The organism is Ancylothrix sp. D3o (assembly GCF_025370775.1).
Classification (GTDB): Bacteria; Cyanobacteriota; Cyanobacteriia; order Cyanobacteriales; family Oscillatoriaceae; genus Ancylothrix.
In genome coordinates, this window is record NZ_JAMXEX010000013.1 from 159,721 (window position 1) to 174,859 (window position 15,139).

At 44.0% G+C, this 15,139-nt stretch carries 13 protein-coding genes; 6 read left to right on the plus strand and 7 right to left on the minus strand.

The genetic code is table 11. The features are described 5' to 3' along the window. Positions 1-55: 55 nt before the first annotated feature. From NG798_RS20045 to mrdA, 5 genes are all read right to left on the minus strand, one after another. Complete coding sequence (locus NG798_RS20045; RefSeq protein ID WP_261225472.1) at positions 56-907, minus strand: hypothetical protein; 852 nt, start codon at positions 905-907, stop codon at positions 56-58. 53 nt (positions 908-960) lie between these two features. Further along, complete coding sequence (locus tag NG798_RS20050; protein WP_261225473.1) at positions 961-1,827, minus strand: DUF1361 domain-containing protein; 867 nt, start codon at positions 1,825-1,827, stop codon at positions 961-963. A 401-nt stretch (positions 1,828-2,228) separates the two neighbouring features. Next, positions 2,229-5,288 carry a PAS domain S-box protein gene (locus NG798_RS20055; RefSeq protein ID WP_261225474.1) on the minus strand — a complete coding sequence of 1,020 codons (3,060 nt, stop codon included), beginning with the start codon at positions 5,286-5,288 and terminating at the stop codon, positions 2,229-2,231. Positions 5,289-5,768: 480 nt separating this feature from the next. Next, a complete protein-coding gene (locus tag NG798_RS20060; protein ID WP_261225475.1) occupies positions 5,769-5,924 on the minus strand; it encodes a hypothetical protein in 156 nt (51 codons plus the stop codon). A gap of 201 nt (positions 5,925-6,125) precedes the next feature. Continuing rightward, complete coding sequence (gene mrdA / locus NG798_RS20065; RefSeq protein ID WP_261225476.1) at positions 6,126-7,889, minus strand: penicillin-binding protein 2; 1,764 nt, start codon at positions 7,887-7,889, stop codon at positions 6,126-6,128. Positions 7,890-8,227: 338 nt separating this feature from the next. Between mrdA and NG798_RS20070 the strand changes: the two genes are divergently transcribed. Together NG798_RS20070 and NG798_RS20075 are read left to right on the plus strand one after the other, a co-directional pair. Beyond that, the gene (locus NG798_RS20070) at positions 8,228-9,319 is read left to right on the plus strand and encodes a patatin-like phospholipase family protein (RefSeq protein WP_261225477.1); all 1,092 of its coding nucleotides are present in this window, start codon (positions 8,228-8,230) and stop codon (positions 9,317-9,319) included. Positions 9,320-9,374: 55 nt separating this feature from the next. After that, positions 9,375-10,163 (plus strand): S-adenosyl-l-methionine hydroxide adenosyltransferase family protein, encoded by a 789-nt coding sequence (locus NG798_RS20075; protein ID WP_261225478.1) that lies wholly within the window; start codon positions 9,375-9,377, stop codon positions 10,161-10,163. Between the two features lie 7 nt (positions 10,164-10,170). Here the strand turns inward: NG798_RS20075 and NG798_RS20080 are convergent, their stop codons facing one another. Then, on the minus strand, positions 10,171-10,893 hold the full coding sequence (locus NG798_RS20080) for a calcium-binding protein (protein WP_261225479.1): 723 nt from the start codon (positions 10,891-10,893) through the stop codon (positions 10,171-10,173). A gap of 81 nt (positions 10,894-10,974) precedes the next feature. On the opposite strand from NG798_RS20080, the gene NG798_RS20085 reads away from it, so the two are divergent. The 4 genes from NG798_RS20085 to NG798_RS20100 all read left to right on the plus strand — a co-directional run bounded on the left by NG798_RS20085 (position 10,975) and on the right by NG798_RS20100 (position 14,876). Next, entirely contained in the window at positions 10,975-11,619 is a 645-nt protein-coding gene (locus tag NG798_RS20085; protein ID WP_261225480.1) for a DUF2301 domain-containing membrane protein, read from the plus strand. A 151-nt stretch (positions 11,620-11,770) separates the two neighbouring features. Then, a complete protein-coding gene (gene dprA / locus NG798_RS20090; RefSeq protein ID WP_261225481.1) occupies positions 11,771-12,913 on the plus strand; it encodes a DNA-processing protein DprA in 1,143 nt (380 codons plus the stop codon). A 371-nt stretch (positions 12,914-13,284) separates the two neighbouring features. Next, the gene (locus tag NG798_RS20095) at positions 13,285-14,316 is read left to right on the plus strand and encodes a hemerythrin domain-containing protein (RefSeq protein ID WP_261225482.1); all 1,032 of its coding nucleotides are present in this window, start codon (positions 13,285-13,287) and stop codon (positions 14,314-14,316) included. 89 nt (positions 14,317-14,405) lie between these two features. Further along, positions 14,406-14,876: a hemerythrin domain-containing protein gene (locus NG798_RS20100; RefSeq protein ID WP_261225483.1), complete on the plus strand. Its 471-nt coding sequence runs from the start codon at positions 14,406-14,408 to the stop codon at positions 14,874-14,876. Positions 14,877-14,912: 36 nt separating this feature from the next. On the opposite strand, the gene NG798_RS20105 is transcribed toward NG798_RS20100, so the two are convergent. Further along, a partial coding sequence (locus NG798_RS20105) for a DUF2243 domain-containing protein (RefSeq protein WP_261225484.1) occupies positions 14,913-15,139 on the minus strand: 227 nt, incomplete at its 5' end.

Sequence of the window (15,139 nt, forward strand, 5' to 3'; positions counted from 1 at the left end):
GCGGGGTAATCTGACCTCTATCTGTTGATAGATTGATGAAAATGCTTGTGGTTGTTTAGCGGCTGTTGGCTGTATAGCCGTTTTCTTGCAAGAATTTTTGCAAGTCTCTAAAGTATTGTTCGCGGTTAGAAAGTTTGTACACTTGCCGAACTCGCTTCCAGCCATCTTCACTTTGCCCTAATAAATATTTGTCGCCTAAATAGGCAGCTAAAATGCCTTTGACATTCAAACCTTGGGCATCAATACCGGCTTTGCGTTGTTCTTCAAAGAGTTTCCATAATTGATAAGCATGATCGTAAATTTGTCGGGGATATTGACGGGTAACATCTAGCATTTTGCCGTCGCGGTATTGCCAAACTTGTAAGGGATAGGCGGAAGCTGCATAGGCAGTAAAGGCATAGGCAAAACGGTCATCTCGGCTGTAAAATTCTGGGGTTCCATCTTGCTCTAAATCTCTGAAACTATAACCGCCATTCCCCCAAAAATGTTTGATTTGGCTGTATTGTTTTTTGTCTGGTTTGTAGCCATAAATCAGGGAATAAATACAGCAATGAGCGCCGCCCGTATAAAAATCTGTGATGATTTCTGGTTCGGCAACTTTGTCTATATTTTGCACCTGAAAACCGGCGGGAAAACCATCATTTCCATCTTTAAAAAGGGGCCGATAATATTCATTTTCTACCGGCAAAGCTGTATCTAAAATTGTCTGACCGGCCCGGATAATTTTTAAGCGTTGTTTGGTGTAGGTTCCGTTTGCCCCTGGTTGGTAAGAAATTTGAGCTTTGACTTGTCCAGATTCAGCGGTTTTAACTTCGGCATAACTTGGGGCCGGTGTTAGCAATACGGTCGCTGTTACAACGCCTAAAACAAATTTATAATTCTGCAAAAATTGTTTCAGTAAGGACATGATTTCCCCCTTTTTTCTATTATTGTAATCCTTGATTTCTTCAGCCTCAACTTTTACGATGCAGGAGTAGAATCAGGATGTGATGGCTTGTTGCCGGAATTTTGGTATTTATTTTGTCTTTCTATGATTCCCAAAGTTACTAATTTCATCAGCCAATATAAACCGGCAATAATCACAAAAGTGACAATCATTACTAACAGCGGACGCTTGCCCACTAAATCATCCGTGATAGTCACCACTAAATCATCAGGGTTGGTGACAATATCCCAACTATTGAAGCGAATAAACCGGCCCAAATAGATGCCTATGGCGGTGAGGGCGTGTAAAATGATTTCGGCGGAAACAATAAATTTTTGCCAGCCTTGTTTTTTGAGATATTCTCCCAAATTTATTAGCGACAAAACATAAGCAAAAAAGCCGGCCCCCATAAATAATAAATACTGAGGAACCAGCGCCAAAGTAATGATCCAAACTGAATAACCTTGCCGAATATCATCAATTAAGTGAATAATATCGGTTAAAACGTAGGGTGCATTTGGCAAAAAGGCAACAAACGCAAAAAATCCTACCCACCAAACCAGAGAACGCGATACAGGAGCTCTATTGAGGCGTCGCATCAGAAAAATATCTAAAGCCATGAAAATTAAAGTAAAAACCAATGCACCTAAGAGATAAGTTTTGCCGACATCTCGAATTAAATGCAGCAAATAATGGAAAACATGATAAGTGCTAGGTAAAAAAGTCGCACCGAGCAATAACCAAACGCCATAGCGTAAAATGGGAGAACGGGGCCGGTGAAAAAGCAAAAAACTTAACGCCAGCGGTACTAAGGCTAAAAAGAGATTCCACGTCATAAACCGGCCATTTCCAGCCATTGCTTGCCACGCTATAGCGAACCAGTTGAGTAGTTGTGCTGTCATGTTTGTTTTCTCGCTTGAGTTTGTTTTCTTAAAAGCTATCGTCTCTTTCTGTTTTTTTTGAATACAGCAAACACCAGCATTTTTACGGATACAAAGCCAGTTGTGTTTTTTGTTGCTGCATGACACAGAAAGACGCTGGTAGCTTCACTCACTCCACGATAGCTTTTCCGACAAAGTAACTTACGGGTAATTCGCCTCAAAGCATTCTCACCTCTACCCCCCTACCCGCGCTTTGGGGAGAGAGGAAAGGAATCTTAGGTTCTTCAGTCCGTGTAAACATCAGCAAAATTGAGTTTTAACCGCCAATAAACCCAGATAAATTTAAAAAGCGAACAACCGGAAATCGCTAGTTTTGAGCAAAAATAGTCCTCAGAGAAAAATAAATCTCTCAGAAAGAATTGCTAGATTTTTTGATGAATAGGCAGACAAACCTCAAAAGTAGTGCCTTTTCCTAATTCCGAGATACACTTAATTTCACCCTTGTGTTTTTTAACAATAATTTGGTAAGAAATAGACATTCCCAGCCCGGTGCCTTTACCCACTTCTTTTGTCGTATAAAACGGGTCAAAAATGCGATTTTTAACCGCCTCAGTCATGCCGACACCATTATCAGAAATTTCGACAAAAATAAAATGTTCTTGCTTCAAGCCGGTGCGAATCGAAATCGCCGGCAAAAAACCGTGATTTGTTGTATTCAAACCACTCGCCCTTTCTTCGAGAGCATCAATAGCATTACTAAGGATATTCATAAAAACCTGATTTAACTCACTAGGATAACACTCAACAAAAGGTAAATCCGCATACTCCTTCAACACCTGAATAGCAGGATGATTGCTTTTAGTTTTCAAGCGATTTTGTAAAATCAAAAGAGTGCTTTCAATACCCTCGTGAATATCAACCGGCTTCATATCAGACTCATCAAGCCGAGAAAAGTTGCGTAAAGAAAGCACAATCTGGCGGATGCGTTCAGTACCAAGTTGCATAGATTTAAAAATCTTGCCAACATCACTTTTAATAAAATCAAAATCAATTTCGGACATAAAATCTAAAACAGCAGCATTTGGCGGAAACTCTCGTTGATAGACTTCAGCAAGTTCTAGCAAATTTTCCGCATACTCACTCAAGTGTAAAAGATTGCCATGAATAAAATTAACCGGATTATTAATTTCGTGAGCAACCCCCGCCACCAATTGACCAAGAGAAGACATTTTTTCAGTTTGAATTAGTTGGGCTTGGGTGCGTTGTAACTCTTGCAAAGCTTCTTCAAGTTGAGTAGCTTTTTCCCGTTCGCGGGCTTCAGATTGGCGCAGAGCTTCCTCTGCTTGTTTGCGCTCCGTAATATCAGAAATAGAGCCAACCATTCTAATAGGATTACCTTTTTTATCCCACAAAGCCTGCCCTCGGTCAAAAACCCATTTATAGCTACCATCTTTACACTCCATCCGATACTCAGCCACATAATAAGGTATTTTTTTTTCAAGGTGATCTTGAACAATTTGTAAAACACTTTCTTGATCATCTGGGTGCATTCGCGCTGTCCATTCATAAACGTGATGGTCAAATTCCTCTTCCGAATAACCAAGCATTTCTTTACACCGGCTAGAAAAGAAATTTTCATTAGTTTTAATATTCCAATCCCAAATGCCATCATTACTGCCTTGAAGCGCTAATTGCCAGCGTTCTTGACTTTCCCGTAATTGCGCTTCTGCCTGTTCCCGTTCCGCAATTTCTTCTTGCAGACGAGCCAGTGCGTTTTTTAATTCTGCGGTGCGATTTTCCACGCGATTTTCTAACTCATCATTAGCTTTTTGTAAAGCTTCTTCAGCGCGTTTGCGTTTGGTAATATCTCGCGCTACGCAAATTATAGTTTCATCAAATAAAGGGGAAATATTCGCCGAAAACCATATTTCCTCACCGTTAATAGGCAGGGAATATTCACAGGAAGTCATTTGCTTTGTCTGCAAAGCCTTGCTGATATAATTCTGAAAAAACTCTGCCATTTCTAGCGGCATAACTTCATGGATAGTTCTGCCAATAATTGCGTTACTAGGTTTATATAAAAGGGAGGGATTGGTGGGAGCAACTTTTAGATAACGGCCTTGGCTATCAAAAACAAAAATTACATCGCTCATAGCCCCAAACAAAGCCCGTAACTCGGCTTCAGAAGTTTGAAGAGCAACTTCGGCTCGTTTGCGGTCGGTAATTTCATTTCCCATGCAGAGAATTCCCTTGAGCCGTCCATCGCTGTCAATTAAAGGTTTATTTCGCCAAGCCACCCAAACAGAAGTTTTATTACCCAGGAAATGTTCATTTTCGCTGTAAGTAAATGCGTCTGTATTTTGCAGACAGTCCCATAGAAGCGAAGCTTGGTTAACACCCGCCGAATTGATGGCGGGTAGAATTGTCCCTACAAAATTTTTGCCCTGAATTTCATATTCAGAATAGCCAAAAAAACTTTGAGCAAATTCATTAAAAAACGTAATTTTGCCTTGAGCATCAATTCGGACAATCAGGGTGCAGGCATTGTTAACCAATTCTCGATATTTGGCTTCGCTTTCGATGAGGTTGCCGGCGGCTGTCGTAATCGCTTCGCGCAGGCGTTCGGGATCATCCAACCAGTTAAAGACTAAAATACTGCTTAACAACGCCAAAAAGCCACCACCGGTTAACAGCCACACACGCAGGGGAGGTTCTTGAGGCCAGCCACCCGCAGGGATAGCCGCAAGTTGCCAAGAACCGATGGGCAAGGAGATGTCTACAAGGACAGGATCTTTTTCAAAAACCATTTCTGATCCTAAAAAAATTTCCCCTTGCGCGCCTAAAGCATTTTTGCCTCGGAGGCTGTATTGAATGTTAGTGTTTGACGACAGCAAGCCGGTTTCGGAGAGTAAGACATCGCGGTCTATGATCAAACCGGCCAGCCCCCAGTATTTTCCAGTTTCGGGGCGTTCTCCGGGCGGAGTAATAAAAATAGGCGAACGAGTGATAAAGGCCGGTAAGCCGTTGTGAACTAAAACTACAGGGCCGGCGAGTACAGTTTTTCTAGTTGATATAGCCCGCTCAATGGCCGGTTTTTCGTCTGGCTCTTTGGCAGGGTTAAAGCCTAATGAGCTTTCGTTCTCTGCATAGGGATAGATGTGGCTGACGGCGTTATCTTTGTAGAGTCCGACAGCGTTGATCCCCGGAGTTCCGGCAACCATCACCTGCGCGAGATTTTCAAATTCTTCTTGGCTGATCTCTGGGTGAGTAGAGACATAAGCCACCACACCCCGCGATAAAAATAATCGCTGATTAATACCAGCCTCTAGTTTGGCGCGAACCGCGCTAACTTGGTTGAGGATCATAGCGCGATTTGAGGCGCGAAACTGGTCTTGTGCAGAGCGATCTACAATCAAAACGCCGACACCGACAGCCGTTGCCGTTGAAAGCGCTGCCAGGTAAGCTAAAAATCTAAATTTCATAACATCGCAACTGAAGAGGGAAAAAGTTGCCCCTTGCCTGTAACTTTTTCAAGCTTATCCAGTTTACGGCGACTTCTTTGTAATGGCATCAAGAAATTATAGAGTTTTAAATTAAATTTTTGAAAAAAGCTTTGTCCAGCCGCTTGCTTGCCAAAAGCTGGGAATTGGCAGCATCTTAGTTTTTTTGGAGCAAAATCAAAGAAACCTAGAAGTCAAGGGGGCAGAGAGTTCGGCCAAGGAAAGAGGGGAACCAGGTTTTTTGGACTGAGAAACCATAGCCAAAAACCGGGATTTATTTTGACAAAATCCCGGTTTTTTGAATAATTTATAGAGAAGAAACTTGAGTCCTTAAGGCTTGCAGCTTCTCCATTTGTAGTTAAACAACGGGAAATTTTTTCCCTTCTCGATAGCCCCTCACCGGTTGTAGTTTGTGGTGGGGCGGACTGAACAACTTTTCTAGCCCCGCGCCTGAGATGCTGATTAGCTGAAATAGTTGGCTTCGGCTTCTAGCTGCCGGATCAATTGTTCGTCACCTTTGGATCTTGCGACTTCCAGCCGATGTTGTAGCTGTTTTTGGATTGTGGCGCGGTGGGCGGCAACGGTTTCTTTACGGAGGTCTGGGCGTGATTTGTTCATAAAAAACAGTCCTTGGTGGAAAAATCTTTTTTCTTCTCTATTACTTAGATTAGCATTTTTCTGGAAAAGTGTATCCAATTTTACTGAAACTTTACGAAAAACTTTACACTTTCAGGAGACTCAAGAGTTTCTCCCCAATCCCCAATCCTTAATTTGCTTCTTTCTCCCCGGATGCGGGGAGGGGTTGGGGTGGCCCAATCGCTACTTTTTGAAATAGGTTTTAAAGATTTCGTGGGCAATGGGGGCGGCGGCGGTGGCCCCATAACCGCCATTTTCCACCACAACCCCGATGGCAATTTGGGGGTCATGGGCCGGCCCGTAAGCCACATAATTAGAATTATCCTGTTGACCCAGGACTTCCGCCGTGCCGGTTTTGCCAGCAGTCAGAGGAATTGAACCATCCTTTAACCCTTGACCTGTACCTTTTTCCACCACCGCAATTAATCCCTTACGCACAGCCTCAACCGTTCCTGGTTTCATGCCGGTTGCTTCCGGTTTAGTTGCCGGTGTATTTGTTTGAGTTGCCAGCAAATGTGGTTTCACCCGATATCCGCCATTGGCAATTGTCGCCACCATCACGGCCATTTCTAAAGGAGTCACCAAAACCACCCCTTGCCCGATGGCCATTGTCACCGTATCACCGGCATACCATTCTTCACCATAAAGCTTTAGCTTTTCTGCCGGTGTGGGGACAGAACCATGATTACCTTGGCCCAATCCCAGCAACTTCAAATCTGTTGTCTCGCCAACCCCCATCAATCGCGCCCATTTGGCAATTTGTTCAGGGCCGGCAGCAATTCCCATCTGATAAAAAAACGTATTGGAACTATAAGCCAGCGCATCCGTAAAACCTATCGGGCCATAACCGCCCCCGTGTTCATGGAAGCTGACACCCCCCACCACAATTGAGTCTGAACTCACCAAAATTGAATCTGGGGAAAACTTGCCCGACTCCATCCCCGCCACCGAGGTGACTATTTTAAACGTACTCCCTGGCGGGTAGCCTTCGAGGGCGCGATTCAAAAAAGGTTTGTCTTTTGCTTGCAAGGAATCCCACTCTTGGGGCGTAATTTTGCGGGTGAACAAATTGGGGTCAAAGGTGGGGCCAGAAGCGAGGGCCAAAACCGCGCCGGTTTTGATGTCAACAACCGCAATACCGCCGCGTCTACCGTTGAGGGCTTTTTCTGCCGTTTTTTGTAACTCAGCATCAAGGGTGAGACGCACCGGCTGTCCTGCTTTGGGCGGGATGATTCCTAATTCCCGCAGTTCGCTACCTTTGGCGTCCACTTCAATGAGCCGGTTTCCCCACACTCCGGCTAGTTTGTCGTTGACTTTGCGCTCAATTCCCATTTGCCCGACAATCATTCCCATCGGGTATTCTGGATGCTTTTTGAGGTCTTCTGTAGTCGCTTCGCCAATGTATCCCAAAACATGAGCGCCGATTTTGCCGTTGGGGTAATACCGGCTTGCTTCTTCCCGAATTTCTACTCCCCTAAATTCTTGCGCTTTTTCTGCAAGAACTGTGAACGCTTGGGGGCTAATGTCGCGGCTGATGCGTACCGGCAAGGAAGAATTATAACCAATGCGTTGTAATTTTTGGACAATTTCCAAGGCCGGTAAATTCAATATTTCACTGAGCCGGTGGGCGGTGGTTCGCCATTGTTCGGGCTTTTGTTCTTTTGGCCATAAATAAACGCTGCGGGTGAGCCGGTTGGCTGCCAAAAGTTTGCCCTTGCGGTCTAAAATATTGCCGCGCTCTGCAACTATGGCAACCGGACGAATGCGGTTTTGCTCGGCCCGCGTGCGGTTATATTGTCCCTCAAAAATTTGCAATTGTATTAAGCGAAAAAGAAACACATTTAAAAAGAAAGTCACAATCAGCATCAGGACAACTGACCGACCGGCCTTCGGTAGAGTGACATTAACAGAACGCGAACGAGTTGAGAAACTTAACTCCCTTGCCATATTTCCCTTGGAGCTTCTGCAAAATGGCGGCCAAGTGTCCGCAAAGACACAAACCCTTATATCCATCTTTCTTACACCGATGAGATGGGTTCGCTCAGGAAACTTATTGATGTTTGCGGATAGGAATTTTTGGTTTTGGTACCGATTCTTGAGGGGTGAGAGCCCGTATCTTGATTGCAGCCGGTAGGTTTTATGATGTTTTAAAAATTTAACAACTTTGTTGCAAACAACCAGCCTTAAATATAAGGGCTGATTTTGTCTTGCCCATGTTTTCCTGAGCAAAGCTAAAACCTTGCGAATCCAATACAACATCTATCCTTGAAAGAGCAAAGCGCACTATGTCTTATAAATTTAAAATTTTGTCGATTGATGGCGGCGGAATTCGCGGCATTTTGCCGGCGACAATTTTAGCGGAAATTGAAAAGCGCACCGGCCTACGAGTTTTTGAGATGTTTGATTTGATGGCCGGCACTTCTACCGGCGGAATGCTGGCTTTAGGCTTAGCAAAACCAAACCCCAACAACCCCACCGAAGCTGAATATACCGCTAAAGATTTGGTAGAATTCTATAAAAAACACGGCAAAACAATTTTCCAAAAACAGCGTCTTGTGGAAGTGCGCCGAAAGTTTTTACAGCCAATTTTAACCCAAATGCAAAAGCTTTCTGGGGAACCGATAGGGGATATTGAAGATTTATTTGACCCGAAATATATTGCTCAGGGTCGAGAAGATGTCCTCGATAAATTGCTCGGCGAAATGCCTCTGGAAAAGGCGCTCAAAGAAGTGTTTATTACCAGTTATGATACTGTTTTGCGGCTGCCGGTTTTCTTTACCAGTAAGGATAAACTACCTTGGTATGGAGAAAATTATCGGAAAATTTGCAAAGGTTTTACGATGAAACAAGCGGCGATGGCGACTTCGGCTGCACCGACTTATTTTCCGTCTTTTTTATTACCGACTGAAGCGGACTCAAACGCCAATGGTTCTTACTGTTTGGTGGATGGGGCTGTTTTTGCCAATAATCCCACTTCTCTGGCGATTATGGAGGCGATTATTGATGCCAAAAAAGAGGGTAAAACACTTAATATGGATGATATTTTGGTGGTTTCGTTGGGAACCGGTTCGCTGACGCGAAAATTTCCTTACGAAAAAACTAAAAGATGGGGGGTTTTAGAGTGGATTGAGCCTATTATTCAAATTACTCTGGATGGGCAAAGTGAGTCGGTGGCTTGTCAGCTTGAACAGTTGTTACCCAATGCAAATGAAAAGCCTAAGCAATATTATCGTTTTCAAGGCTCGCTGGATAAGGCAAATGATAATCTTGATGATCCGAGTCCTGAAAATATTGCCAATTTAGAAGAGTTGGCAAGACGTATTATTAAAGAAAGAGATAAGGATTTGGATCAGTTGTGCGAACAGTTGATGCGATAGGCTGGAGATAGCCCACCATCAGGCCGGTGGGCTTTGCAATGGCAAACAAAAAACTATGAACAAAAACCGGCTGATTACTTTATTAACAGATTTTGGGTTACAGGATGTTTATGTTGGGGTGATGAAAGGTGTTATTGCTCAAATTAACCCCGGCTTAAATGTGGTGGATCTCACCCATCAAATCCCCCCGCAAGATGTGGCTGCTGGCCGGTTTTGTTTGATGAATGCTTATAATTATTTTCCTTTAGAAACGGTTCATATTGCGGTGGTTGATCCGGGGGTGGGAAGTCATCGGCGCGGTGTTGCTGTGGAGTTTGCGGGGGGGTTTTTGGTAGGGCCGGATAATGGGTTATTTAGTGGGGTTTTATCGCAAACTAGCGCGATTTCTGCGGTGGAATTAACAAATAAGAAATATTGGCGAACACCGGCACCAAGTACCACCTTTCACGGACGGGATATTTTTGCGGCGGTGGGGGCTTATTTAGCCGGTGGAATTAATATTAAAGAGTTGGGAGATGTTATTGATCCTAACAGTTTGGTGCAGCTTTCGATGGCTGAATATATGCAGACTGATGAAGGAATTAACGGTTGTATTCAGTATGTTGACCGCTTTGGAAATTTAGTTACAAATATAGAGGCCGGTTTGGTAAAAAACGGCAATTGGTGTGTTGTTGTGGGGGATATTTCTATTGCTGTCGGTAATACTTATAGTGATGTTAAAGTTGGGGAATTGGTGAGTTTAACCGGCAGTCATGGTTGGGTAGAAATTGCCGTCAATGGCGGAAATGCTGGGGATATTTTGCAGATTGGGGTTGGCGAGTCGGTGAGGGTGATTTGGCGCTAAAAATCCCTTAACGATAGTTAACAAGCCAGAGGGAATAATCTTCTAATAATTGATAGTTTGGGGAAGTCTTTACGATAGCTTTTAAATCACATAAAGGCAGAGTAAACTTTTTTTTATCGCGGAGACGTTCGACATTTACCAAAATGCCGGCTTCTTCATCTATAAAGTTATCAAATCCCAAAAATTTAAACGTATCTGTGTAACAAGGACGAATTTTCTTTAATTTCTCGTATTCTTTTTGGCTTTTTCCGCCATAGAGATATTCATCTTCCCATAAAAACTCTTCGCGGCTCGTTAAATTGAAAGGTTTTTCAAGATTTTTATCTAGGTAATTGAGATAAGTTTCGAGGTTTTTATCGCTGACTTCTAGGTTTAGGCTTCTTAAATTTTTTTTGACTCTGGCTGCAAGTTCATCGAGGTTGATTGCGGGTTCAAATTCTTGCTCTTCTTCAAAAAGTTTGAGAATATCTGGGAGGGGAAAATCATCTTGTTCGGTGAGTTTTAACAAAGAAGACTTATTGATGGGGCTTTGTTCCAATTCTGCCAAAAAGCGGTTAAGCTGATGGCGGGTATTTTGGGAAGGCCGGTAACAAATGGTTTCATCAATTTCGAGTAGGGGCGGGTTCTTGGATATGGTGGCTTCTAACTTAGATTTGGCTGAATCCGCCTCTACTGGTGTGGCCGGCTTTGTCTTGCTGTTATTTTTTTTACCTTGTCCCGATTTGGCCATTGCGTTTTACCCCCGCCCCCAGGTTCATAATTAAACTGTATCTTAAAAAAAGCTGGTTTTTTTAGCGTATCAAAAATAACTATGACACAGATTCCTTTGCCAGAAAAAGTTTACCAAGGTCAGTTTGGGGAATTTACAATTACAGAAGCGGATAAGGCCGGTGTGGCTGTTTACCGCAGTGGTTTGATGGTAGCGGCGCTTTGTTTTGTGGCCGGTGTGAGTTGGGTTTTGTTGGGTGGCGAGAGAGGTGTGGTGCTGGATGTGCTTTTTGTGGGGTTTTATGGGGGGCTTGGTGTATCTTTATGGACAATTCATATTTATTTGGAGGTTTTACACCGGCTTTTACAGGTGTTTTGGTTGGTTGGTGGTTTAACGGCGCTGGTGGTTAAAGGTCGGTTTGAGGGGCCGGTGGTGGTGGCGGTTTATGAGCATCCTTTGTGGTTGTTGGGAGTTGGTTTTGTTTTTGCGGCTTTGACGGGGATTTATTTTAAGGAGGCTTTTTGTTTTAACCGGCTTGAAACTAAGGTTTTGACGCCTTTAGTGCCGGTTTTGTTGTTGGGTCATTTGCTCAAGGTTGTGCCGGTGGAAGCAGAGGCGGTTTTGTTGGGGATTTGGGGAGTTTTGTTTTTGGTTTTTGCGCTGAGAAAAGTGTGGCAAGAAATGCCCGATGATATTGGGGATAAGAGTGTTTTTGAGTATTTGCACAATGGGGGAAGTGGGGGTTGATAGGGGTTTTTTGTTGTAGGAAGTAGAGAAATTTTTTCTAAAAACCCGGTTTGTAAGAAAAGCCGGGTTTTTCTGTACCACATTTATAGGAAAAACGCTATATTTTTAACGCGATTAGACAAAAGATTTATCTACAGCAGGGAGCAAGAGGGTGTTTGAGGAGCGGGTGTTTTGGTGGGCTTGGTCTAAGGTTCCTGGGGTGGGGCCGGTTTTGATGGGGCGTTTGCGGGATTGTTTTGGGGGGTTGCGTGAGGCTTGGGAGGCTACGGAGAGGGATTTGAGGGGGGTTGAGGGGTTTGGCCGGCAGACGGTGGAGGGGGTGGTGCGATGGCGTGCACAGGTGGATTTAGAGAAAGCGTGGGGGGAGCATTTAGAGAAGAATCCGGATTTTTGGACACCGGCGGATGAAGGTTATCCGCGTTTGTTGTTAGAGATTCCCAGTCCGCCACCGGTTTTGTATTATCGGGGCATTGTGGATATGTCGGAAAGTTTGGGTTTGCGCCCTCTGGTGGGGGTGGTGGGGACGCGGGAACCTTCCGAGTATGGCCGGCGTTGGACTCGGAAAATTTGTAGGGCTTTGGCGGCGCGTGGATTTACGGTGGTTTCGGGTTTAGCGGCGGGAATTGATACGGAGGCTCACCGGGGTTGTTTGGAGGCGGGGGGCCGGACTTTGGCTGTGATGGGGACGGGGGTTGATTTGGTTTATCCGCCTCGGAATGTTTCGCTTTATGGGGAGATTGTTGCTCAAGGGGCTGTTTTGAGTGAGTATCCGGCGGGTACGGGGCCAGATCGTGCTCATTTTCCGCAGCGAAATCGGATTATTGCTGGGTTGTGTCGGGCTGTTTTGGTAATGGAGGCGCCTCTGCGATCTGGGGCTTTGATTACGGCTAATTTGGCGGCGGATTTTGGCAGGGATGTTTTTGTTTTGCCTGGGTCTTTGGATAATCCTAATGCGCTTGGTTGTTTGGGTTTGTTGAGTAAGGGGGCTCAGGTGATTTTGAATGAGGGTCTTTTGTTGGAGATGTTGGGATCTATTCCGCCGGTTGATGTTGCTGAGGTTGGTGTGGGGGAGACTCAGCTTTCTTTGTTTGAGGAGGTTTCTTCGGGGCCGGTGTCGGGTTTGTCTGCTGAGTTGATGCAGGTTTTCCAGGTGATTTCTTCTCAAGAATTGCCGTTTGATTTGATTGTGGAAAAGGCTAATTTACCCGCCTCTACTGTATCAAGTTCGCTTTTACAGTTGGAGTTGTTGGGCTTGGTTTCTCAGTTGCCAGGGATGCGATATCAACGCTGTTGAGATGAGGGCTAGTCAGGGGATTTTTATTTGGATTTGTTTTTTATAATCTTCCCGCAGGTAGATGACAACCATTCAAAATCAGCGAATTATTAGATTGGGTCGCCGGTGAGAAATGCGGTGATAGTTGGCATCGTAATTTTTAAGGCTTTTTGTTATAAATTTGTTGCATTATTTGCGGGAATATTGAAAGGGCCAGAAGCTCAATTCCCTAAGCGGTAAGCTTCTCTCCTTGGGAAAATTTTAAGAAAGTTTTTAAGCCTAGAAATGATACCAGTAAATATATCGCAAGGTGGAGGAGATGAGAGGGGAGTTTTCCATAAGCTGAGGATACAGAGAACACAAGTTAACAAACAATTCGAGGAGAATACTCTATGCCAGTTACTCTTGAGGATACTAAGCGTCAGGCTATCGGTACAAAGTTGGCAGATATTAAGGCTCTGCAAAATCTGCTGATTTCTATCGAAGAAATGCTGCTGTCTGCTCTTACGGATTCTGATCTCAGCGACCGGCTGCGGAATATGCTGGAAGATGACCGTAAAAATTTGGGTGTTCTTGACACTGTGATTGTTCAATATGGTGTGAAGGGCCAACCGAAAGAAACCACCGAAAAAATGGTGGGAGAAATTCAGAAGTTGATGCAAGGTTCGGAGTTGACTCTCTTTGAAAAGTTTGCTCAATTAGAATTGCTGAAACATAAGCAAACAATGAGCGGTTTGCTGATTCACAAAGCTGCTCAGGTGGTTGGTGCTGATGTGGAAGCTGCGATTACTCCTCTTAATACCGTTAATTTTGAAAACCGCTCTCACCAAGAACAATTGAAGGCGTTTTTGGAAATTTTGGGTGTGCGTGAATTGACCGGCCAAAATCCTGATCAAGGTATTTGGGCTCGTGTTCAAGATGCGATGGCTGCTTTGACTGGGGTAGCTGGAAGTGTGATTACCCGCACCAAGGATGACATGAATATCCTGGAAATCATCCGTATGGATCACACCAAAGTTAATACCTTGTTCATGCAAGTTCAAGGCACCAATGATGCGGCTAAAATTCAAGAGTATTTTGGCCAAATTTTCAAAGATTTGAGTGCTCACGCGCAAGCCGAAGAAGAAGTGGTTTATCCTGCAATTCGTTCCTACTACAAACGGACGGAAGATTTGTATAGCGATCAAGCTGAAATGAAGCAAATGCTAACACAAATTCAGTCTTTGTCGCCGTCTTCTCCGAATTTCAAGGAAAATGTTAAGCGCTTGATGGATGCGGTGATGTCTCACGTTCGTCAAGAAGAAAACGAAATGTTCCCCAAAATTACTGAGAACTTCAGCGAGAAACAACAAGAAGAAATGGCAACTCAGTTTAAGACTGCCAAGAGCAAGTTCCAAGATAAAATGGCTGCTAATTTGAAGTAAGAATGCTTGATTTCAGCCTGTAATTAATAATTCCACCACCGTTGATGTGGTGGGATTATTCCATTCACTTAAGGGAGGAATAAAAAGTTATGATTCAAGAAGATAAACCGGAAATTATCGAGTTGATCGAAAGCGATCACCGCAAGGTAGAAAAGATTTTTTCGGACATTGAAGCCACCAATGACAGCAAAAAATTAAAAAAGTTGGTGGAACTGCTTTATTTTGAGTTAAATGCTCACACGGAAACGGAAGAGTTGACTGTTTATCCGGCGATGACGGAACACCGAGAAACGGAAAAGTTTCTTGATGAAGCGGAGGAGGAGCACGTTGAGACGAAGGTTTTGCTAGAAGAAATTTCGCGGATGGAGCCAACGGCTTCTGGGTTTAAGAAAAAGGTTATGCAACTCAAAGAAGCTGTGATGCACCATGTGCAGGAAGAGGAAAGAGAAATTTTGCCGATGGTGCAAGAAGCGATGAGTGATGGCGAACTTGAGGGGCTGGCTGATGAGTTCCTAGAGGCAAAAATTCGCGTTAAGGAAGATTTGATGGGAGATGAATAAATTTAGAGGGTGGGGGTTAACTCCACCCATTGTTTTTTAAATACCGATTTTTGGTTGCTGAGATTTTTTTAATATCAGCCACCCCCCACCGATAATTAACAAATTAACTACTAAAAATCCGATATCCCAAGCGAGATAATTTGGCCCTTCTTTGACGTGATGAATGCCGAGAAGTTGATGGTTAATTAGGGCTTGCTGAATCAGTGAGAAAAGTAAACAGTGTAGGGATTTTCCGACCAAAAAAGTAGTAAGGGTGCAAGAAA